Source organism: Halomonas sp. DN3, assembly GCF_024137905.1.
Classification (GTDB): Bacteria; Pseudomonadota; Gammaproteobacteria; order Pseudomonadales; family Halomonadaceae; genus Halomonas; species Halomonas litopenaei.
Genome location: NZ_CP099965.1, coordinates 2,724,587 through 2,744,877 on the forward strand (window position 1 = coordinate 2,724,587; position 20,291 = coordinate 2,744,877).

At 65.0% G+C, this 20,291-nt stretch carries 18 protein-coding genes; 9 read left to right on the plus strand and 9 right to left on the minus strand.

Annotation, left to right across the window (positions count from 1 at the left end; all coding sequences use genetic code 11):
• Nucleotides 1–140 precede the first annotated feature (140 nt).
• The gene (locus NKF27_RS11845; RefSeq protein WP_253556466.1) at nucleotides 141–1,601 is read left to right on the plus strand and encodes a PLP-dependent aminotransferase family protein; all 1,461 of its coding nucleotides are present in this window, start codon (nucleotides 141–143) and stop codon (nucleotides 1,599–1,601) included.
• A 124-nt stretch (nucleotides 1,602–1,725) separates the two neighbouring features.
• Here the strand turns inward: NKF27_RS11845 and NKF27_RS11850 are convergent, their stop codons facing one another.
• From NKF27_RS11850 to NKF27_RS11860, 3 genes are read right to left on the minus strand one after another with little or no spacing between them, the layout of a single operon-like run.
• On the minus strand, nucleotides 1,726–3,249 hold the full coding sequence (locus tag NKF27_RS11850) for a tripartite tricarboxylate transporter permease (RefSeq protein WP_045994005.1): 1,524 nt from the start codon (nucleotides 3,247–3,249) through the stop codon (nucleotides 1,726–1,728).
• The gene (locus NKF27_RS11855) at nucleotides 3,249–3,704 is read right to left on the minus strand and encodes a tripartite tricarboxylate transporter TctB family protein (protein ID WP_045994006.1); all 456 of its coding nucleotides are present in this window, start codon (nucleotides 3,702–3,704) and stop codon (nucleotides 3,249–3,251) included. The genes NKF27_RS11850 and NKF27_RS11855 overlap by 1 nt, the downstream gene beginning before the upstream one ends.
• The gene (locus NKF27_RS11860; RefSeq protein ID WP_253551809.1) at nucleotides 3,701–4,690 is read right to left on the minus strand and encodes a tripartite tricarboxylate transporter substrate binding protein; all 990 of its coding nucleotides are present in this window, start codon (nucleotides 4,688–4,690) and stop codon (nucleotides 3,701–3,703) included. Before NKF27_RS11860 ends, NKF27_RS11855 begins: the two co-directional genes overlap by 4 nt.
• Before the next feature lie 252 nt (nucleotides 4,691–4,942).
• On the opposite strand from NKF27_RS11860, the gene NKF27_RS11865 reads away from it, so the two are divergent.
• The 4 genes from NKF27_RS11865 to NKF27_RS11880 are packed head-to-tail and all read left to right on the plus strand — an operon-like array spanning nucleotide 4,943 to nucleotide 8,812.
• The gene (locus tag NKF27_RS11865) at nucleotides 4,943–5,548 is read left to right on the plus strand and encodes a helix-turn-helix domain-containing protein (RefSeq protein ID WP_253551810.1); all 606 of its coding nucleotides are present in this window, start codon (nucleotides 4,943–4,945) and stop codon (nucleotides 5,546–5,548) included.
• Entirely contained in the window at nucleotides 5,545–6,204 is a 660-nt protein-coding gene (locus NKF27_RS11870; RefSeq protein ID WP_045994009.1) for a response regulator transcription factor, read from the plus strand. The genes NKF27_RS11865 and NKF27_RS11870 overlap by 4 nt, the downstream gene beginning before the upstream one ends.
• Nucleotides 6,201–7,610: a sensor histidine kinase gene (locus NKF27_RS11875; RefSeq protein ID WP_253551816.1), complete on the plus strand. Its 1,410-nt coding sequence runs from the start codon at nucleotides 6,201–6,203 to the stop codon at nucleotides 7,608–7,610. Before NKF27_RS11870 ends, NKF27_RS11875 begins: the two co-directional genes overlap by 4 nt.
• Nucleotides 7,607–8,812 carry an ABC transporter substrate-binding protein gene (locus NKF27_RS11880; RefSeq protein ID WP_253551818.1) on the plus strand — a complete coding sequence of 402 codons (1,206 nt, stop codon included), beginning with the start codon at nucleotides 7,607–7,609 and terminating at the stop codon, nucleotides 8,810–8,812. The genes NKF27_RS11875 and NKF27_RS11880 overlap by 4 nt, the downstream gene beginning before the upstream one ends.
• A 134-nt stretch (nucleotides 8,813–8,946) precedes the next feature.
• On the opposite strand, the gene NKF27_RS11885 is transcribed toward NKF27_RS11880, so the two are convergent.
• The 5 genes from NKF27_RS11885 to NKF27_RS11905 form a co-directional block, all read right to left on the minus strand.
• Nucleotides 8,947–9,294 carry a septal ring lytic transglycosylase RlpA family protein gene (locus NKF27_RS11885; RefSeq protein ID WP_108448868.1) on the minus strand — a complete coding sequence of 116 codons (348 nt, stop codon included), beginning with the start codon at nucleotides 9,292–9,294 and terminating at the stop codon, nucleotides 8,947–8,949.
• Between the two features lie 152 nt (nucleotides 9,295–9,446).
• Nucleotides 9,447–10,289, minus strand: coding sequence for a uroporphyrinogen-III C-methyltransferase (cobA, locus tag NKF27_RS11890; RefSeq protein ID WP_253551820.1), 843 nt, complete (start codon nucleotides 10,287–10,289; stop codon nucleotides 9,447–9,449).
• Between the two features lie 214 nt (nucleotides 10,290–10,503).
• A complete protein-coding gene (locus NKF27_RS11895; protein ID WP_253551822.1) occupies nucleotides 10,504–11,970 on the minus strand; it encodes a sodium-dependent transporter in 1,467 nt (488 codons plus the stop codon).
• A gap of 236 nt (nucleotides 11,971–12,206) precedes the next feature.
• Nucleotides 12,207–13,295 carry a 4-hydroxyphenylpyruvate dioxygenase gene (gene hppD / locus NKF27_RS11900; RefSeq protein WP_253551823.1) on the minus strand — a complete coding sequence of 363 codons (1,089 nt, stop codon included), beginning with the start codon at nucleotides 13,293–13,295 and terminating at the stop codon, nucleotides 12,207–12,209.
• A 216-nt stretch (nucleotides 13,296–13,511) separates the two neighbouring features.
• Nucleotides 13,512–14,117, minus strand: coding sequence for a LysE/ArgO family amino acid transporter (locus NKF27_RS11905; protein WP_222516537.1), 606 nt, complete (start codon nucleotides 14,115–14,117; stop codon nucleotides 13,512–13,514).
• Between the two features lie 153 nt (nucleotides 14,118–14,270).
• Here NKF27_RS11905 and NKF27_RS11910 point away from each other — a divergent pair, with 153 nt between their 5' ends.
• The gene (locus NKF27_RS11910; RefSeq protein WP_045994014.1) at nucleotides 14,271–15,161 is read left to right on the plus strand and encodes a LysR family transcriptional regulator ArgP; all 891 of its coding nucleotides are present in this window, start codon (nucleotides 14,271–14,273) and stop codon (nucleotides 15,159–15,161) included.
• A gap of 91 nt (nucleotides 15,162–15,252) precedes the next feature.
• Here NKF27_RS11910 and NKF27_RS11915 read toward each other — a convergent pair whose 3' ends face one another.
• The gene (locus tag NKF27_RS11915; protein WP_045994015.1) at nucleotides 15,253–15,555 is read right to left on the minus strand and encodes an MTH1187 family thiamine-binding protein; all 303 of its coding nucleotides are present in this window, start codon (nucleotides 15,553–15,555) and stop codon (nucleotides 15,253–15,255) included.
• Nucleotides 15,556–15,770: 215 nt separating this feature from the next.
• On the opposite strand from NKF27_RS11915, the gene cfa reads away from it, so the two are divergent.
• The 3 genes from cfa (at nucleotide 15,771) to NKF27_RS11930 (ending at nucleotide 20,268) form a co-directional block, all read left to right on the plus strand.
• Complete coding sequence (gene cfa, locus NKF27_RS11920; protein ID WP_253551825.1) at nucleotides 15,771–16,937, plus strand: cyclopropane fatty acyl phospholipid synthase; 1,167 nt, start codon at nucleotides 15,771–15,773, stop codon at nucleotides 16,935–16,937.
• A gap of 333 nt (nucleotides 16,938–17,270) precedes the next feature.
• Entirely contained in the window at nucleotides 17,271–18,203 is a 933-nt protein-coding gene (locus NKF27_RS11925) for a GGDEF domain-containing protein (protein ID WP_253551827.1), read from the plus strand.
• A gap of 106 nt (nucleotides 18,204–18,309) precedes the next feature.
• Nucleotides 18,310–20,268, plus strand: a complete 1,959-nt coding sequence (locus NKF27_RS11930) for an ATP-dependent DNA helicase RecQ (protein WP_253551829.1) — start codon at nucleotides 18,310–18,312, stop codon at nucleotides 20,266–20,268.
• Nucleotides 20,269–20,291: the final 23 nt, after the last annotated feature.

Sequence of the window (20,291 nt, forward strand, 5' to 3'; positions counted from 1 at the left end):
AGGCGCACCGGCTCGTCGGGATGACAGACACCCAGTCTTGCGCAATAGTGGTCCCACCATAAGAACCAATACTGTCCAGAAAAGGGGAACCAGTGCCCAGCCTTCACCGTCACGCCGAATGGATCACCGAAGCGCTGGCCATGCGCCTTGCGCCACCCGCCGCCGAACCCCCATGGGGTTCGCTGTCCCAGCGCCTGTACGCGGCCCTGCGCGAGTGGATACAGCAAGGTAGCTTGCCCGCCGCCAGCGCCCTGCCCTCGTCTCGACGACTGGCCGCGGACCTCGGCATCGGCCGCAACACGGTGCTTGCCGCCATGGACCGCCTGGTGGCGGAAGGCTTCGTCGAGGCGCGCCCGGGGTCCGGGCTATTCGTGGCGTCTTTGGCACTGCCTGAACCCAGCCCGTTGCCCGGCGCCCCCATCCAGGCGAGCCGCTGGCATTCTCGGCGAGGTCTGCAACTACTGGATAGCTGCGGCGAGATGGAGGGCTCCCGTGATGCCTTCGCCCCGGGCGTCCCCGCCCTCGACCTGTTCCCGCGCGAGGCATGGCAGCGCCTGCTACGGCGCCATCGTCACCAGGCCAGTCTCGACGCCTTCGGCTACGCCACCAACGGCGGGCATCACGCCCTCAAGACGGCACTGTGTGACTACCTGCGTCTATCGCGCTCGGTCAATTGCCAACCACATCAGATCCTGATCACCCAGGGCGCCCAGCAGGGCTTCGAGCTGATCGCCCGCCTGCTGGCCGACCCCGGTGACAGCGTCTGGGTCGAGGATCCCGGCTATGCCGGTGCCAAGGCCTGCTTCAACATGGCCGGGCTAACGCCCGTCCCGGTACCGGTGGACGCACAGGGCATGCAGCCTGAGGCTCTCGCCCCGGATAGCCCGCCACCGCGACTGATCTATGTCACCCCCTCGCATCAGTACCCCTGCGGCGTGACGATGCCGGTGGCACGGCGCCTCGCCCTGCTCGACTTCGCCCGCCACCACGGCGCGCTGATCATCGAGGACGACTACGACAGCGAATTTCGCTATACCACTGCGCCGGTGGCCTCCCTGCAGGGGCTGGCCGGGGGCGGTCCGGTGCTCTACGTCGGCACCTTCAGCAAGGTGCTCTACCCGGGCCTCAGGCTCGGCTACCTGGTACTTCCCGAGGCCCTGGTGGACGACTTTCGCCGCGCCAACGCGCGACTGCATCGGGAAGGCCAGTACGTCTCCCAGTCAGCGCTGGCAGACTTTATCGTCGAGGGACACTTCTCTCGCCACATCGCGCGCATGCGCCACTGCTATCGACAGCGTCAAGCCTGTCTAAGGGAGGCCCTGGCGCCTGCCGTAGAGCAAGGACTTGAACTGTCGGCCGGCCAGGCCGGCATGCACCTGGTGGCAAGGCTCGCCTCACGGGCACAGGAGCAACGCCTGATCGAGCGCGGACGGCGCGAGGGCGTCACCCTGTCACCGCTATCGGGTCACTACCTGGCACCTGACGCCATGCCTGGGCTGGTGCTGGGCTACGCCGGCTCGACACCGGAGCGGATCGCCGAGGCCGGCGGCTGGCTGGCCAGGAGCTGGATCGATGACCGACAACACCAGCCAGCGGGCTGATATGCCTCCGCATACGCCCGCTCGGTCATGATGCATACAAAAAAAGGGCGCCCCATCGGGGCGCCCAAGGTCGTTAGTCGAGTCGAGCCCGAAGGCCTTCGTCAACCACCGGGAGCGGGGTCGCTCAATCGCCCGGTGTGGTGTGGCCGGTCTGAACCTCCATGCGCTTTCTCAGGATCGGGCCGACGATGTACGGCAGGATCAGGCCGAGACCGGCGAACAGCCACAGGCCAATGGCCAGGCCGCTGTCCCACAGGATCGTCCAGTCGCCGTCGGAGATGTCCATGGCGTGGCGCAGGTTCTTCTCCATCTCCGGGCCAAGCAGCAGACCCAGGATCACCGGCACCAGCGGGATCTCGAGCTTCCTGAGGATGTAGCCACCGACCCCGAAGGCCACCATGAAGTACAGATCAAAGGTGGTGTTGGAGATCGAGTAGATGCCGACGAAGGCCACCATGGTGACGATCGGCAACAGGTACATCGGCGGCACCGACAGCAGCTTGACGAAGATACCGACCAGCGGAATGTTGAGCACCAGCAGCAGGAAGTTGCCGATCAGCAGCGCCGCGATCACACCCCACACGATATCCGCGTTCTGGGTGAACATCAGCGGACCAGGGGTGATATTCAGCGAGATCAGCAGCGCCAGCAGCACCGCGGTGGTGCCGCTACCCGGGACGCCCAGGGTCAGCATGGGCACCAGGGCACCGCTGGAGGCGCCGTTGTTGCCGGCCTCGGGGCCTGCCACGCCGCGCGGGTCACCTTCACCGAAGTAGCCCTTCTTGCCGATCACCTTCTTCTCGAGGGTGTAGCCGATAAAACTGCCCAGCGAAGCACCGGCACCCGGCAGGACGCCGGCGATAAAGCCGAGGATGCCGCCACGGATGCTCGAGGGCATGATGCCCTTGATGTCGGCCCAGGAAAGCTTGAGCTTGTTGACCTTGATGGTCTTCTTGCCCTTGCCGGCACGGTCCTCGATAAAGAACAGAAGCTCCGAGATGGCGAACAGGCCGACGATGGCGATGATGAAGTCGACACCCTCGTAAAGTTCAAGCACCTGGAAGGTGTAGCGCTGCACCCCGGTATTGTCGATACCGATGGTCGCGATCATCAGACCGATGCAGGCGGCCACCACGGTCTTCATCGGGTTCTTGCCGGTGATACCGCCAAGGGTCGCGAAGGCCAGCAGGAACAGCGCGAAGTATTCCGCAGGACCAAAGGTCAGGGCGAAATCGGCCAGGATCGGCGCCAGCAGGATCAGGCCCACGGTGGCGATCAGGCTGCCCATGAAGGAAGCTATGGCGGAGATCGCCAGGGCCTCGGCGGCCTTGCCCTTCTGGGCCATGGGATAGCCGTCGAGGCAGGTCATCATGGCCGGCTCGTCACCGGGAATATTCAACAGAATCGACGAGATACGCCCGCCGTACATGGCGCCAGCGTAGACCGCAGTGAGCATGATCAGGGCGGTCTCGGGCTTGAGCCCAAGGGTAAAGGCCAGCGGGATCAGGATCGCCACACCGTTGGCCGGGCCGAGTCCGGGCAGCGCGCCGATCAGGGTGCCGAGAAAGGCGCCCAGCAGCGCAAACATCAGGTTATGCGGGGCGAGCGCCACCCCGAAGCCATCGATCAGGTAGCCAAGGGTTTCCATCAGCCCACCTCCAGGAAGGACAGCACACCCAGGGGCAGGGGCAGGTCCAGCGCAAAGTTGAAGATCAGAAATACCACCACGCCGGAAATACCGCCGACGATGAAGGCCTTGACCGGCGGCGCGCCCATGCGCCAGCACAGGGTGCCCACCGCCAGCAGGGTCGCCAGGATGAAGCCGAGCGGCTGCAGCAGGGCCGCGTAGAGCACCAGCACCACCAGGGCGATGATCAGCTCGACGCCGGTGCGGCTCCAGGGCCAGGCATTGTCAGGATCCGGGCGCACCACCATGTACAGGCTGGACAGCCCCAGCACGACGGCCAGCAGGTAGGGGAAGGTTTCGGGGCCTACCGCCTCGGCCCCGCCAAAGGGTTCGGGAAACTGGGTGGCGCCCCAGCCGTACGCGACGGCCAGGACGATCATCAAGACCCCGAATACGCGGTCGTTGAACATGCTCATTGCTGGATCAGTCCGATATCTTTGGAGAGCTGGTTGATGTCGGCGATCTGCTCCTTGACGAAGGTCTCGAACTCACCGGCGCTCATGTGGAACGGCATCAGGCCGTTGCTTTCCATGACGTCCTTCCACTCCTGGCTCTCGTAGATGGTGTCCATGGCGTCGACCCAGTACTGCTTGGCGTCTTCAGGAATATCCGCCGGCATGTAGAAGCCGCGCCAGTTCGGACCCACGGCGTCGATGCCCTGCTCCTTGGCGGTGGGAATCTCGCTGAACTCGCCCGGCAGACGCTCGTCGGACAGCACCGCCACCACGCGCAGGTCACCGGACTCCATGAAGCCCTGGGCCTCGGTGATGTCACCGGTGAAGGCGTCCACGTGGCCGCCGACCACCTGGGTCATGGCCTCGCCGCCGTTGTTGTAGGACAGGTAGGGGATCCTCGGCAGGTTCTCGACGCCGGCGGCCTGAGCCGCGATCAGCACCTTGAGGTGATCCCAGCCGCCCTTGGCGCTGCCACCGGCGAACTTCACCGCACGCGGGTCTTCCTTGATCGCGTCCATGATGGCGTTGAGGTCCTGGTACTCGCTGTCGGCGCTGACGGCGATGACCCCATAGTCGGCCCCCAGGGCGCCGACCCAGTTGACCATGTCGGCGGTCATGCCCGGGAACTGACCCTGGGCCAGGCGTGTGGTGGTGGCGGTGGAGGCCGCGACCAGCAGCTGGTCATCACCGGCGCGCTTGCTCACGGTATGGGCGTAGGCCACGCCACCACCGGCACCGGCCATGTTGACGGTCTGCACACCGCGCGGCACCAGGTCCAGCTCTTCGAGCACGGTACCGACGCTGCGGCAAGTGAAGTCCCAGCCGCCGCCCGGATCGGCAGGTGCCAGACACTCCACCTTGCCTTCGGGCTCGAAGGCAACGGCAGTGCTGACTGCGCCGGTGATGGCAGCGATGGCGATCAGTTTGACTGGCGTGTTCATGGACATGACGAAGTCCTCTGTTGTTGTCTGCTGACAGGAGGCACGAGCCGACATCCCGTCGCGATTGACGCCGAGACGGCGCCGAGATTTCCACTTGTTGGAAACTGACACCTGGCTTACAATTCTGTAAGGCAGAACGTCGTTCCCTTGGATGGAAAGCTAAGCCCGGACAGCATCCGGGTCAACGCGCGATCGCGTAATTCCGACCAAAGTTGAATGCCATCGACATCATTCGATATCACCGACAGGAAGGTTCACATGGCACAGGATCGCGTCGAGGCGGTCGAACGGGCCCTCTCGGTCCTGGAGGTCTTCGATACTCCTCAGGATAGTTTCAGTCTGGCAGAACTGGCCGACGCCACTGGCTTCTACAAGAGCACCCTGCTCAGGCTCCTGGCCTCGCTGGAACGCTTCGACTACACCCAGCGTGGAGAGGATGGCCGTTGGCGCATTGGCGGTGCTCCGGTGCGCCTCGCCCGTCGCCACGCCCCCAGTCGCGATCTCGCGGCGCTGATCCAGCCGCTGCTCGACGGCCTGGCGCGACAACTCGGCGACACCGCCAGCCTGCTCGAGGTGACCGCCGGCGTGGTTCAATGTCGCCTGGCCGCCCTGCCCGATCAGAGCCTGCGCCATGACCTTGTTCCCGGCAGCCAGTGGCCCCTTCGCGACACCGACGCTCCGGCGCCGGCCCTTGCGGGAGGCATCATGGTGTGTCGGCGGCTGCCGCTGGAAGGTCGTCACGAACTCTGGCTGGCCCTGTCCGGGCCCGAGGGACGGTTGGACACACAGGCCGCCGCGACACGGCTCGACGAGGCGGTGACACAGTTGATCGATCAGCGGGACACCCAAGGGAGGCGCGCATGACACTGCTGCTGGTGGAAGACGATCGGCTTCTGGCCGAGACCCTGGTCGATGCCCTCGGCATCGCAGGCCACGAAGTTGTGCATCTCGACAACGGCATCGACGCCCGCGACCGCCTCCAGGGAAATCACCGACTGGACATGGTACTTCTGGATCTGAACCTTCCTGGGCTCGGCGGCCTGGAGGTGCTGGAGGCGTTGAGGCGCCACGACAGCTCGACCCCGGTGCTGATTCTCACCGCTCGCGGCGCGGTAGAAGATCGCGTGCGAGGGCTCGACCTGGGTGCCGATGACTACCTGGCCAAGCCCTTCTCGCTGGAGGAGCTGGAGGCCCGGGTACGCGCCCTGATGCGTCGCCGCGCGCCCTCCGGCCTGATCACCGTGGGCGAACTCAGCTTCGATAGCCTGGCCCAGCGCTTCAGCCTGGGCGACGAGGCGTTGGCACTGCCTCCGCGAGAGCAGCGCCTGCTGGGGTGCCTGATGCGACACGCCGGCCAGCCGGTGGACAAGGCTACCCTGGTGCGTGAAGCCTTCGGCGAGGAGGAACTCGGCGACAATGCCATCGAGGTCTACGTGCATCGTCTGCGCAAGCGCCTTCAGGGGCATCGAGTGAACCTGCGCACGGTGCGCGGTCTCGGCTACCTGCTGGAAGCACCATGAGCGGAGATTCACTGCATCGCCGACTGTTGACCTGGCTGCTGCTGCCGATGCTGATCGTCGGCTCGGTGGTGCTGTGGCGGGCCTGGCTGGACGCTCGCCAGACCGCCGACCGGGCCTTCGACCGACTGCTCGACGCCGCCAGTCTGTCGATCGCCGAACAGGCCCAGTGGCAGGACGACCGACTATGGCTCGACCTGCCTCCGGCGGCCCTGGAAATGCTCGCCTCGCGCCACGACGAACGGGTGTTCTATACCCTGGTGGACGCTCGCGGTGAGCGGGTCACCGGCAACGCCGACCTACCCGGTATCGAAGGCGCCGCCCAGGACGCGAGCGACGTCGTCTATGGCGACGTTGACTACCACGATATGCCTCTGCGCCTCGGGGTGCGCCGCTCTCGGCTTGAGGACTGGCGCCTGCGCGAGCCCTTCGAGATCCGGGTCGCCCACACGCGCGAGGGGCGCGACGCGCTCAGCGGCGAGCTGTTTCGCCAGAGCCTCGCCTACCTGCTGGCGGTGGCGGTGCTGTCGGTGGCCGCCCTGCTGATCGCCATTCGCCTGGCGCTGGCACCGCTGACACGACTGCGACGCCAGATACGCACCCGTGATCCGCGCACCCTGGCACCGCTGGAATTGCCGCTGCCGCGAGAGCTGGCCGAGCTGCGTGACACCGTCAACGAGCTGCTGGCACGGATGCGTCGGGTCAAGGCCAACCAGGAACGCTTTATCGGCGACGCCTCGCATCAGCTCCGCACCCCCCTGGCGGGACTTTCCGCCCGGGCCGAACTGGCCCTGCGCCAGGACGACCCCGCCATCTGGCGCTCGGCCCTGGGCGCCATGCAGACCACCAGCCAGAGCGCCTCGCGCCTGGCCATGCAACTGCTGTCGCTGACCCGCCTGGACAATCCCGAGTACCAGCCCGAACTGGCCCCCACCGATCTGGTTCAGGTCGCCCGTGAGGCGGTGATGGCCCATTGGCAACGCTGTCAGCGCGCCGGCGTCGACCTTGGTCTGGAGGCGCCAGAGGCACCGGTGCACGTGCAGGGGCTCGACTGGCAGCTGGGCGAGGCGCTGGCCAATCTGATCGACAACGCCTGCCACTACGGTGCCATGCACATCACCGTCGAGGTCAGCGCCGACCCGATCGCTCTGGCGGTCGTCGATGACGGCCCAGGCATCCCCCACGAGCGTCGACTGCTGGTACTGCGCCCCTTCCACCGCGGTGAACACACCAGCGAAGGCTCGGGTCTGGGCCTGGCCATCGTCGACGGCATCGCCCGCACCCACGGCGCTCGACTGAGCCTTGGTGACGCCCGGGAAGCACCACCGCCGGGCCTGCGAGTCAGCCTGCAATTCGGCGAAGGCGTCGACAAGGGATCGACGTCCGCCCCTTCACGGAGCCAGCCATGATATCCCGCACCCTTGCGCTGCCCCCCTGGATGACCGCCGTTGTCACGCTGGTGGCGTCGCTGGCGCTGTGGACGCTTCTGCCTGATGAGTCCCTGGCGCAATCCATACCCGAGGCAGGGGCCGACTCCCCCCTCGAGGCATACCCGGGGAACGCCTCGCAGCAGCCAGCCTACGATGAGGTCACCTTCGAAGGTACAGGAGAGTCGTCAGATGCGCTGGTGATCCACGCAGCCCTGGATATTCCCTACGCCCTGCCGCTACTCGAGGACTTCCATCGTCGTCATCCGCGCTACACCATCACCTACCGCAACTTCTCGACGCTGGACGTGCATCAGCGCTTTCTCGACGCCCCCGCAGAGGCCGATGTGGTCATCTCGTCGGCCATGCCCTGGCAGTACCTGCTGGTCAACGAGGGTCACGCCCAGAGCATCGACACCGCCATCACCCAGCGCTGGCCGGACACGGCCAAGTGGCGTCAGGAGCTGTTTGCCTTTACCTTCGAACCCATCGTGATGGTGGTCAGCCGCCGCCTCGAGCAGCGCCTCGGCCCCGTCGACAGCCGCGCCGATCTGCTCGGCCTGCTGGCCGAGGCGCGCTCGCCGCTGCAAGGACGCCTGGTCACCTACGACCCCACCTCCAGCGGCGCCGGCTACACCTACGCCATCGAGGAGTCACGCCTGTCCCCGCGCTACTGGGATCTGGTGGCGGCGCTGGGCAAGGCAGATACCGCCCTGGTAAATACCACCGGCGCCATGCTGGAAGGCCTCAGGCAGGGTCGCTACGACATCGCCTACAACGTGCTGGGCAGCTATGCCCGGGAAAGGATCGCCGATGACCCCGAGCTCAGGCTGGTGATTCCCGACGACTATGCCCTGGTCATTCGACGTCTGGCCTTCGTGCCTCGCCAGGCGCCGCACACGGGGGCAGCGCGCCGCTTTATCGACTACCTACTGAGCGCCGACGGCCAAAGGGTCATCGCCGAGGCCGGCGAACTCGGCGCCCTGCACCCCCAGCTGGATGGCCCGGGCACCGCCACTGCCATGCGCCGCGACTACCCTGACGGCCTGAGGCCGATTCCTCTGAGCCCCGGCTTGCTGGCGACCCTCGATGAGCTGAAGCGCACCGCCCTGCTCGCCCGCTGGCAGCGCGAATTTCACGATCAGCCGGTCGATACCCGGGCGATCGAGCAGTTCTCGCGGTGACGATGCGCCCTGCCATCGTTGCGCAGACACGACAAGGCCCGCCAGGCTTGCCTGGCGGGCCTTGGTCGATCACCTGCGATCGCACATCTTCGTTTCGACGTACCGATGCTTGTGGCCCCTGTTGGTGCCCCGGGTCAAGCTCCGGGCAGGTAGGTCAGAAGGACCGGCGCGGTGCCGCGCTTGAGCATGCCTAGCTCGCGGGCGGCACGCTTGGACAGGTCGATGACCCGTCCCTGGACGAAGGGGCCGCGGTCATTGATCTCGACCTCGACGCTCTGGCCGGTATCACGACGGGTGACCAGCACCTTGGTACCGAAGGGCAGACTGCGATGGGCGGCGGTCAGCGCCTGCTGGTCGAAGGACTCGCCGCTGGCGGTTCGACGCCCCTGGAAGCGATCGCTGTAGTAGGAAGCCTGGCCGCGCTGGGAAGCAACCTCTCCGTCGTCACGGGCCATTGCCGGCGCGCTCGCAAGCGACGCCATGGCCAGAACAACGGCGGCCGCCCAGGCGGCCATGGTCGATCGACCGGACAACATACGACGCAGAGAAATGGACAACATCATCTTCACCTCAGGTAACCCGCGAGACGCGGGGATTCAGAGCCTGGTGCGAAGTCTCCAGCGATGGCGCACGTTCAATCCGAAGAACGTTCTCGGGGTGACGGATGCTTGCCGTGCATCCACCCACGACTCCCCGCTTGCGCATGATCGAACCAGGCCAGTTGCTCGTGCAGCGATACCACGCTGCCGACGATGATCAAGGTGGGCGGTCGAATGATATCCCGATCATTCAACTTCGGCAAATTAGCCAGGTTGGATAGATGGACGCGCTGGCGCTGGGTAGTTCCCTGCTCGACCAGCGCCACCGGGGTGTCCGGGCTCAGTCCCTCGCCGATCAGGCCCTGGCTGATGTAGTCGAGACTGCCAAGCCCCATGTAGAACACCAGCGTCTGACCGGGGCTTGCCAGCGCCCGCCAGTCGAGTTCGCACCCCCCCTCCTTCAAGTGCCCGGTGATAAAGCGCACCGACTGGGCGTGATCGCGATGGGTCAAAGGGATGCCTGCGTAGGCGCTGCAGCCGGAAGCCGCGGTGATGCCCGGTACCACTTCCACCTGAACGCCTTCGGCCACCAGGGTCTCAAGCTCCTCACCGCCACGACCGAAGATGAAAGGGTCGCCCCCCTTGAGCCTGACCACACGCTTGCCCTGACGGGCCCAGTCGACCAGCGAGCGATTGATGTCCTGCTGGGGCAGGCTGTGATCGGAGCGAGCCTTGCCGACGTAGTAGCGATCCGCCGATGCCGGCACCAGCGCCAGGATTTCCTCACTGACCAGTCGATCGTGCAGCACCACCTCGGCCTCGCACAGTCGCCGCCAGGCTCGCAGGGTCAGAAGCTCAGGATCGCCGGGACCGGCACCGACGAGACTCACGCTACCGGCCGGAAAGCCACTGTGGGCAGGCAACTGGGAAGGGCTCATGACGGTGGACTCCAGAGTGAACAACGGGCGATGACAACGGGCGATGACAACGGGCATCATTATGCCATGTCGGAATTAAGCGTCCACTTCGTTATTACCAAAAACACACTTCATTGCTGCTGCAAGGCGTCGTCACCCCACACCAGAGCGCCGCCTTCCCCGACGGGGAAAGCGGCGCTCTGGCGGCTTTGGCAGGGTCAGTGGGGTGACTGTCTTACCCCTTGGCGCTCAGCGTCCGCCGCAGCCTCGGGCTGAGGGTTTCACCAAGACCGGTCATCACGACCAGGATCAGTGCCAGCCACAGCCAGTGGGCGGCGAAATCCACAGCGACGATGCCCAGCGCATCGACGAAGATCACCAGGATGCCCAGGGGACTGACGTAGCGCACCATGAACAGCCACAGGGCGTGTACGCCCGCCGGCAGATCCAGCTCATCGCGTACCGCTTCGCTCTTGAGGAAGAAACCGGCCAGCAGCGCCATGCCGAGTCCGCCCAGCGGCATCATCAGACGCGAGGTGAGGAAGTCGAGCCAATCGAAGAAGTGCTTGCCGGCCAGTGTCCAGTCGGCACCGATATTGAACGACAGCATCGCCAGGGTGCTCATCAGCCACAGCACGATGCCGGTGCCCCAGGCGGCCGCCTTGCGGCTGATGCCCTTGTTGTCGTTGAGCCAGGACACCGTGGCCTCGACCATCGAGATCGAGGAGGTCAGCGCCGCCATCGACAGCATGATAAAGAACAGGATGCCAAACAGCGTGCCCATCGGCATCGCCTGGAACGCCAGCGGAAGGCTCATGAAGATCAGGCCGGGTCCACTGTTGGGCTCCATGCCGTTGGCGAAGATCACCGGGAAGATCGCCAGCCCCGCCATCAGCGCCACCAGGGTATCGGCCACCGCGACGGTCAGGGTGGTACGACCGATGGAAGCACGTCTCGGCAGGTAGCTGCCGTAGGTGAGGATGGCCCCGGAGGCCAGTGACAGGGTAAAGAAGGCATGGCCCATGGCGGCCAGCATGCCTTCGCTTGACAGACTGGAAGCCTTGAAGTCGAACAGGAAGTGGACGGCCTGACCGAAGCCACCGGAGAACATGCCGTAGACGATCATGATCAGCAGCATGATCACCATGCCCGGCATCATCCAGCCGACGCTCTTCTCGATGCCCTGCTGCACCCCCTTGCCGACGATCACCATGGTGGCCACGGTCACCAGGGTGCTCCAGCCGCCGAGGCTGAAGGGGTTGGCATTGTTGGCGCCGAAGATGGCCGCCATGTCATCGACGCTGGAACCGACCAGTCCGCCGGAGATCATCTTCCACAGGTAGGCGAAGGACCAGCCGGCGACCACCACGTAGAAGCTCAGGATCAGAAAGCCGCAGAGCATCGCCATCCAGCCGAACAGCGACCACAGCGAACTGCCTCCGGATTCCTTGACCACCCGGCGAATGGCGTCGATAGGGCTGCCCCGACCACGCCGCCCCAGGGCGATCTCGGTCATCATGATGGGCACACCGACCGACAGGATACAGACCAGGTAGACCAGCACGAAGGCGCCGCCGCCGTACTCTCCGGTCATGTACGGAAATTTCCAGATATTGCCCAGGCCCACAGCGGAGCCAGTCGCGGCCAGAACGAAGCCCCAGCGGCCTAGCCACTGGGTGCGAGAGGGTTCATTGGTTGTCATGACTCACCAGAGATCGCTTGCGCACTTTTGTTTGTCCACCATGGCGGTGGCGCCCCGAAAACAGCCTGAAACAGCACAGACCCAGGGCATCCAGCGCGCCATTGTGACGGATTTTGTTGTGATTGGGCAGGCCGACGACGCAAAGTCGCGGCCAAGGGCCTACCTGGCGAAGGATCCGCTGCCGCTCATCTGGCCGACAAGACGCCAGTGACGACAGCGGCTGTAGCCGACCGACGTCAGTCGGCGTCGAGGACACCGCGGCGAATCTGATCCTCCTCGATGGATTCGAACAGCGCCTTGAAGTTGCCCTCGCCGAAGCCGTCGTTACCCTTGCGCTGGATGATCTCGAAGAAGATCGGACCGATCACGGTCTCGGTGAAGATCTGCAGCAGCACCCCCTGATCCGGACCGCCATCGATCAGCAGGCTCAACTCACGCAGATCCTCGACCCGCTCTTCGTGGTTGGGCACCCGCACATCGACCTTCTCGTAGTAGGTGTCGGGGGTGGACAGGAAGCGAATGCCGTTGGCCTTCAGCGCGCGCACCGTGGCGTAGATGTCGTCGGTGGCCATGGCCAGGTGCTGGATGCCCTCGCCGTTGTACTCGCGGATAAACTCGGCGATCTGGGAGTTGTCGTCGGCGGACTCGTTGATCGGGATATGCATCTTGCCGCAGGGTGCGGTCATGGCGCGGGAATGAAGCCCGGTCTTCTTGCCCTCGATGTCGAAATAGCGATTCTCACGGAAGTTGGCGATACGGGTATAGAAGTCGGCCCAGGGGTCCATCTGACCGCGCGCCACGTTGTGGGTCAGGTGATCCAGTACCTTGAGACCAACGCTGTTGTCCGTCGCCGAGGTACCGGCGATGGGTTCGAAGTCGATGTCATAGATGGTGCGTCCCTGATCGTCGACCCGATCGTCAACAAAATACAGCAACGAACCCCCGATGCCTTCCACCGCCGGGATGCCGACCTCGCCCGGACCGACGGGGTGGTCGACCTGACGAGCGCCCTGATCGATGGCGTAGGACAGTGCCTGACGAGCATCCGCTACCTTCCACGCCATGGCGCAGGCGCCCGAACCGTGAATCTCGGCGAACTTGGCGGCGTGACTGCCGGGTTCCGCGTTGAGCACGAAGTTCACCCCCTCCTGCTGAAACAGGGTGACCCGCTTCGAGCGGTGGCGGCGCGTCTCGGTAAACCCCATGGCGAGAAACAGCTCGCGCAGGGCGTCGATGCCAGCCTGATCCGGGGCGCTGTATTCGACGAACTCGAAGCCATTGGTGCCGATGGGGTTGTGGGTATCGATGGGAGCGACTGCGGTCATGTGGGCCTCCGTCATTGTGATTGTCACTCCCCATCCTAGGCTCCTCGACACGCGCCCCCCATCCCCCCGGAGCGGCTTGAGGTGGTAGCGCACACGCCCCCGCGTCGGCCCGCTGTAGCGCTGGCGTGACACCCCGTGTGCGCTCTGCACCCCAGGCGTCACGAAATCCTTACACGACGTCACGCTGGCATGACAAGCTGCCTATCGCTGGGACCTTTACACCGTCAGCGTCACCAGCTGCCACGCCACCAGCAGCATGATCACGGCGATGATCCCATCCACCCACTGCCATGCCCTCGGGCTCTTCAGCCGCGGTGCCAGGGCGCCGGCGGCGCTTACCAGGCCGAAGAACCAGACAAAGGAAGCAATGGTCGCCCCCACGTAGAACCCCACCGGGCTCTCCTGCAGCGAACCGATGGCGCCCAGCATCACCAGGGTGTCCAGATAGACCTGGGGGTTGAGCAACGTCACCGCCAGGGTCGCCAGCACCACCTGGGCAAGGCTGGCACTGGAGGCAGACGATGCAACGTCCATGCCCCTGGGCCGTCGAACCCGCCCGATGGCCAGCCAGGCCTGCCAGGCAAGAAAGGCGGCACCGCCGTATCGCGCCAACAGCATGGCCCCTTCGCTCTGGGCGATCAGGGCGCCAAGGCCCATCACCCCCAGGCCGATCAGCACGGCATCGCACAGGGCGCAGATCCCCGCCACCCACCAGACGTGTTGTCGCCTCAGTCCCTTGGACAACACAAAGGCGTTCTGCGCGCCGATGGCGATGATCAGTCCCGCTCCGGTGCCCACGCCCTGGATCAGTGAAAGCCACATGGTCTGTCCTTCCTCACGATGATTGTCGACGCTGCGCCGATGTTGCGCGCTGCTGGATGTGGCAGAGACTAGGGCAAGCTGGTAAATAAGAGAAATCACTTCTCCCACTGCCTCATTACCATTTCTTATACTCAAGGACATGGATAGACGCCCATGCTGGACTACAAACTGCTCGATGCACTGGCCGCCGTGCTGACCCACCAGGGCTTCGAGCGCGCGGCCCGCGCGCTGGGGCTGACCCAATCGGCGGTATCCCAGCGCATCAAGCTGCTGGAGGCTCGCCTGGGACAGCCGGTGCTGGTGAGGGGCTCCCCGCCGACACCGACCGAACTGGGTCAACGGCTGTTGAACCACGTCCAGCAGGTACAACTGCTGGAGGGCGAGTTGATCCAGGATGCACCGCAGCTGGCACTGGGCCACCGTCAGCTACGTATCGCCATCAATGCCGATAGCCTCGCCACCTGGTGGCCGGGCGCCATCGCCGGCTACCTCAAGCATCAGGCGATTACCCTGGATCTGGTCATCGAGGATCAGGAGGTCGGACTTGAACGCATGCGCCTGGGCGAAGTGGCTGCCTGCCTGTGCGCCAGCGACATGCCGGTTCAGGGCGCCAGGGTCATCGCCCTGGGCGTGATGCGCTACCGCGCCCTGGCGAGTCCCGACTTCATGGCCCGACACTGCCCCCAGGGCGCGGACGCCGGTTCTCTGGCCCAGGCGCCGGCCATCATCTTCGGGCCCAACGATCAACTGCAACACCGCTTCATGGCGGCCCATGGCGTCAACGGCCCCTTCCCGCACCACCGCTGCGCCAGCGTCGAGGGATTTCTGCGCCTGGCCCACGCGGGCCTCGGCTTCGGGCTCATTCCCGAAATCCAGGCGTATCGGGAGCTCTCGACGGGGGAGCTTGAGGACGTGGTGCCGGGCTGGCATCTGGACGTACCGCTGTACTGGCACTACTGGCGCCACGGCGGCGAGCCGCTGGAGCGACTCGGCCGCCACCTGGCCGACCAGGCCGGTCACCATCTGTTGCCACCTGCGGACTGACGGGGCCCGGCAAGGTACGCGCCCCGTCTCATGCAGCGATCAGCGTCGCGAGGTCGGGGCAGGCGGTAAAGTGTGCTTTCGAAGTGAGCCGTCAGTCACCCAGGCGTCGTGCCACGCTCTCGACCTTGTCTGCCATGCTCTGATCGCGGTCGGTCCGGGTACCGAGTTTCAAGGTGGTGGTGATGCGTGGCGCCCCCATCTCGTGCACCACCTCATGGCAGCGCTTGACCACCGCCATGACCTCATCCCAGGGGCCTTCGATATTGGTGCCATAGGCGTGCATCTGGTGGCTGAGACCGGACGCCTGGATCTCCCGCTGGCAAGCGGCCACGTGGTCGGAGACCGAAACGCCCACACCCAGGGGGACCACGCAAAGATCGACGATAACGTGCATAACTTAAGCCTCCTTGATTCTGTGCCAACCCGCCCGCGTTCTTCGCTGGAAAGGCATGCCAGCTGAACTATGCTGTTTTGCAACAATAAAGATAGCCGAAGGTGATTCAGGCCCCTGCCGAGGTGGCGGACCTGGCCTCACTTCGGAGCGGGCAACTCTCCTGCCCGCTTCTCGTTTCCTCGGACATGCCGCCTGCACGGACACCAGGAGGCCACATGACCAGCGACGCCCGCCCCCATCCCATCGCACTGCCGAACAATCGCCCTCGACGGATCATCGAGCAGTTGCTCGAGGGCTCGGGCATTCGCCTCAACGGACCTGAACCCCACGATATCCAAATCTATCATCCCGATCTGTTCGCCCGCATCCTGCACCAGGGCACGCTGGGGCTCGGGGAAGCCTACATGGATGGCTGGTGGGAGGCGCGGCGTATCGACCAGCTTGCCCATCGGCTACTGCGCCACGGTCTGGGCCAACGCTCGCGTAGCGCCGCGAGCCACCTCTTCTATCGCCTGCAGGCGGGCTTCTTCAACCTCCAGAGTCGCGCCCGAGCCTATCAGGTCGGCGAGGTTCACTACGACCTCGGCAACGACCTGTTTCGGTATATGCTGGACGACACCATGTGCTACTCCTGTGGCTACTGGCGCCAGGCAACGACGCTGCATCAGGCCCAGCTCGCCAAGCTCGATCTGGTCTGTCGAAAGCTGGCCCTGCGCCCTGGCATGCACCTTCTCGACATCGGCTGCGGCTGGGGCAGCCTGGCCCAGCACGCCGCACGTCACTACGGCGTCAGCGTGACCGGCATCACCATATCCCGGGAGCAGGTGGCACTGGCCAGAGAGCGCTGCCAGGGCTTGCCCGTCGATATCCAGTTGGCCGACTACCGCGACCTGCAAGGCCAGTACGACCGGATCGCCTCGATCGGCATGTTCGAACACGTAGGACAGCGCAACTACACGACCTTCTTTCGGACGGTGGCCGACCTGTTGCCGGATGACGGACTCTTACTGCTGCATACCATTGGCTCCAATACTTCTCGCATCACCGCAGACCCCTGGATCCATCGCTACATCTTTCCCAACGGCGTGTTGCCGTCCGCCCGCCAGATCTGCCAGCACAGCGAGGAGACGTTGATGGTGGAAGACTGGCAGAACTTCGGCTCCGACTACGATCCCACCCTGCTGGCGTGGCTGGCCAACCTCGACGCCTGCTGGCATGACATTGCACGTCACTACAACACACGGCACTGCAATGAACGCACCTATCGGATGCTGCGCTACTACCTGGCGATCTGTGCCGGAGCCTTCAGAGCGCGCTACCTGCAACTGTGGCAGGTAGTCTTTTCCAGGGGGCGAGAGCTTCGCTATGACGCACCCCGGTAACCACGGAGTTGCCGGCAATGCGCACGCTATCGGTGAATCATGACGGGAACCAGCCTAGTCACTCTCGGTCCAGCATATGCTTGATCCTGTCCTTGCTCCGATGTCTGCCGATCGATCAGCTCCCGGCTACTTGGCCACAAACGCCCGCTACCAGCGGCCTGGCGAAAACGTTCAAGCCTTTCCCCTCTATGGCGTAATCCACAAACGCAGAGTTTTGTCTGATATTTCTTAGTCCCTTGGACTGATATACCCGCCATACCCTGCCTTTAAGATGGGGGAGAAGGCCCGATACCTCGGGTTGACCCGCCATCCCGTGGCCAAGGACTGCCTGCTATGGAAGATCGTGACCCGCCGTCACCCTCCCCGACCTGCGATGAAAGCGCGAGTCTTGCCTGCCTCAAGCGTGTCCCCGGGGTGCTGTTCACCCTGAAGCGAGACGCGCGCGGTCGCCTGCAGCTGCCTGCAGTGACCGGTGAGGACCCGATGACGACTCGCCTTGAGCCACTGCTGTCGATCAACGACGTGCGTCAGCGGCTCGGCGATCTGCTGGGTGACGCCTATGGCGAATTCATCCGGGCCATCGAGCACTCTGCCCATTGGCTGTCGCCGGTCTCCACGCGACTGCGCCTGCCGATCGGCGAACTCACCCCGCATTGGTATTCGCTGGAGGCCCTGCCGGAACGCTCCGAAGAGGGCATCCTGTGGCACGGCCTGCTGGTGGACATCGAGGATCAGGTCGCCGAAGAGCAACGTCTTCGCTACCTGTCCGGCACCGACGAACTCACCGGGCTGACCAACCGACGTTCGATGATGGGGCACATCGACAAGATCACTTCCATGTCCAACCGCCATGGCACGCCGCTATCGCTGTTGCTGATCGACCTGGACCACTTTGCCCTGATCAACGACACCTGGGGGCGCGGACTCGGTGATCGGGTGCTCTGTCAGATCGCCGCCCTGGCATCCAGCCAGTTGCGCCAGGAGGACATGCTGGCACGCATGGGCAGCGACGAATTCGCCCTGCTGCTGCCGATGACACCCGCTGGCAGAGCGCGCGAGCTGGCGGAACGCCTGCGCGAGAGCATATCTCGTCAGGACTTCGGCATCGGTCGCCACAAGGTCACCGTCAGTATCGGTGTCTCTGACTTCGTTCGCGGCTTGAGCAGCGCGCAACTGATGCAGCAGGTCCACGCCAACCTGATGGAAGCCAAGCAGCAGGGCCGCGATCGCGTGATCCAGCGCTGGCTGCCCCAGGGATCATCCTGACACCGCCAGCTGAGCTGGCACGCCGTCGCTTCATGCCAGTGACTGTTTTGGGTACCCTTGCCCCCGATCCTGCCGCTGTCACAGGGCCCGCCATCAGGGAGCCAGCATGTCCACCACCATCGACCAGACCCTCGAGAACGTCTTCGGCCACCGCCACTTCCGGCCAGGACAGCGGGAGACCATCAACGCCATCGCAGAAGGCCGCAGCGCAGCGGCGATCTTCCCGACCGGCTCGGGCAAGTCGCTGTGCTATCAACTCCCGGCATTGCACCTGCCCTACCTCACCCTGGTGGTGTCCCCTCTACTGGCGCTGATGCAGGACCAGCTGGCGACGCTGACCTCGCGCGGCATCGCCGCCGCCAGCATCGATTCGAGTCAGGATCGCGATCAGGCTCGGGAGGTCATGGCAGCGGCCCGCAACGGCCAGCTCAAGGTCCTGATGGTATCGGTCGAGCGCCTGCGCAATGAACGCTTTCGCGCCTTTCTGCGCGACGTGCGGGTCTCGTTGATGGTGATCGACGAGGCCCACTGCCTGTCGGAATGGGGACATAACTTTCGACCGGACTACCAGAAACTGCCCGACTATCGCCGGGAGTTCGGCATCGATCAGGTGCTGCTGCTGACCGCCACCGCCACGCCCAAGGTCATCGATGACATGCGTCGAGGCTTCGATATCGCGCCTGACGATGTCATCACCACCGGCTTCTACCGCGCCAATCTGGACCTTGCCGTCACCCCGCTGCCCGCCGACAACAGGGCTCGCCATCTGGCCAGTTGGCTGGCGCCAAGACTCGGCAACGGCGGCACCATTGTCTACGTCACCCTGCAGCAAAGCGCCGAACGCCTGGCGGCCTACCTCAAGGCCGCCGGGCTCGAGGTCGCCGCCTACCACGCCGGGCTCGACAGTGAGACCCGCCAGCGACTGCAGGCGGATTTCATGAGCGGACGCCTGCCCGGCATCGTCGCCACCATTGCCTTCGGCATGGGCATCGACAAGGCCGATATCCGCCAGGTGGTGCACTTCGACCTGCCCAAGTCCATCGAGAACTACAGCCAGGAAATCGGACGCGCCGGGCGCGACGGCAAGCCGTCGGAGTGCCTGATGCTGGCCGGACGTGAACACCTGCCGGTGCTCGAGAACTTTATCCATGGTGACGTACCACCGCTGTCGGGCATCGAGGCGGTATTGACCGACCTGGCGGATGCCTCCGATAGCTGGGAGCTGTCGCTCAACGCCCTGTCACGCCTCTCGGACATCCGCGAGCTGCCGCTGAAGACGCTGCTGGTCAAGCTGGAACTGGCCGGCGTGGTGCGCGCCAGCCACAGCTACTTCGCCGAGTATCGCTTCAGCCTGGCGATCGAACCCGAAGCCCTGCTCGCCCGCTTCCCCGGCGAGCGCGGCGCCTTTCTCGGCGCACTGCTCGATGCCTCGCACAAGGCCCGTACCTGGTATCGGCTGGACTTCGAACGCCTCGACCAGCTGGGCCAGCAACGCGGCCTGGACACCTCCCGCCCGCGGGTGCTCAAGGCGCTCGACTACCTGGCGGAACAGGGGCTGATGCGCCTGGAAAGCAAGCAGATGACCGAGGTCTACCACAAACTCGCGGCCGTGGACCCCGGACGGCTGGCCCCCGAGCTGCATCAGCAGTTCGTCGAGCGCGCGGGGGTCGAGCTCGGGCGACTCGACGCCATGCTGGCGCTGTTCGAGGCCGACGACTGCATCAGCGCGCGACTCGCCGACTGGTTCGGTGACCCCAATGCCCCTCGACGCTGTGGCCACTGTTCGGCCTGTCGCGGCGAGACCGCCAGCCTGCCGCCCGCCCCGGCTCCGGCGCTCCCGGACGAGGGCGAACTGCGCGCCTGGCTGACGGGCCTGGTCCAGGCACTGGAAAGTGTCGAGCCAGGCAAGCCGCTGGACCTGGAGCTTGCTACCCGCTTCCTGTGTGGCGTCATCAGCCCGCGCCTGAGTCAGGCCAAGGCGCGACGCCTGCCGGGATTCGCCAGCCAGGAAAGCGCCCGCTATACCGACGTCAGGCAGGCCCTCGCACCACTATTCGAAGGCTAGCCTTGCGACCGCCAGCTATTCGA

What these genes read in the sequence shown, in the direction of transcription:
- NKF27_RS11915 (WP_045994015.1), bottom strand. Translation starts at nt 15,555, where the DNA reads ATGCACGTTATCGTCGATCTTTGCGTGGTCCCCCTGGGTGTGGGCGTT.
- NKF27_RS11880 (WP_253551818.1), top strand. Translation starts at nt 7,607, where the DNA reads ATGATATCCCGCACCCTTGCGCTGCCCCCCTGGATGACCGCCGTTGTC.
- hppD (WP_253551823.1), bottom strand. Translation starts at nt 13,295, where the DNA reads ATGACCGCAGTCGCTCCCATCGATACCCACAACCCCATCGGCACCAAT.
- NKF27_RS11930 (WP_253551829.1), top strand. Translation starts at nt 18,310, where the DNA reads ATGTCCACCACCATCGACCAGACCCTCGAGAACGTCTTCGGCCACCGC.
- NKF27_RS11925 (WP_253551827.1), top strand. Translation starts at nt 17,271, where the DNA reads ATGGAAGATCGTGACCCGCCGTCACCCTCCCCGACCTGCGATGAAAGC.
- NKF27_RS11860 (WP_253551809.1), bottom strand. Translation starts at nt 4,690, where the DNA reads ATGTCCATGAACACGCCAGTCAAACTGATCGCCATCGCTGCCATCACC.
- NKF27_RS11865 (WP_253551810.1), top strand. Translation starts at nt 4,943, where the DNA reads ATGGCACAGGATCGCGTCGAGGCGGTCGAACGGGCCCTCTCGGTCCTG.
- NKF27_RS11885 (WP_108448868.1), bottom strand. Translation starts at nt 9,294, where the DNA reads ATGGCGTCGCTTGCGAGCGCGCCGGCAATGGCCCGTGACGACGGAGAG.
- NKF27_RS11905 (WP_222516537.1), bottom strand. Translation starts at nt 14,117, where the DNA reads ATGTGGCTTTCACTGATCCAGGGCGTGGGCACCGGAGCGGGACTGATC.
- NKF27_RS11855 (WP_045994006.1), bottom strand. Translation starts at nt 3,704, where the DNA reads ATGAGCATGTTCAACGACCGCGTATTCGGGGTCTTGATGATCGTCCTG.
- cobA (WP_253551820.1), bottom strand. Translation starts at nt 10,289, where the DNA reads ATGAGCCCTTCCCAGTTGCCTGCCCACAGTGGCTTTCCGGCCGGTAGC.
- NKF27_RS11845 (WP_253556466.1), top strand. Translation starts at nt 141, where the DNA reads ATGCGCCTTGCGCCACCCGCCGCCGAACCCCCATGGGGTTCGCTGTCC.
- NKF27_RS11875 (WP_253551816.1), top strand. Translation starts at nt 6,201, where the DNA reads ATGAGCGGAGATTCACTGCATCGCCGACTGTTGACCTGGCTGCTGCTG.
- NKF27_RS11870 (WP_045994009.1), top strand. Translation starts at nt 5,545, where the DNA reads ATGACACTGCTGCTGGTGGAAGACGATCGGCTTCTGGCCGAGACCCTG.
- cfa (WP_253551825.1), top strand. Translation starts at nt 15,771, where the DNA reads ATGACCAGCGACGCCCGCCCCCATCCCATCGCACTGCCGAACAATCGC.
- NKF27_RS11850 (WP_045994005.1), bottom strand. Translation starts at nt 3,249, where the DNA reads ATGGAAACCCTTGGCTACCTGATCGATGGCTTCGGGGTGGCGCTCGCC.
- NKF27_RS11895 (WP_253551822.1), bottom strand. Translation starts at nt 11,970, where the DNA reads ATGACAACCAATGAACCCTCTCGCACCCAGTGGCTAGGCCGCTGGGGC.
- NKF27_RS11910 (WP_045994014.1), top strand. Translation starts at nt 14,271, where the DNA reads ATGCTGGACTACAAACTGCTCGATGCACTGGCCGCCGTGCTGACCCAC.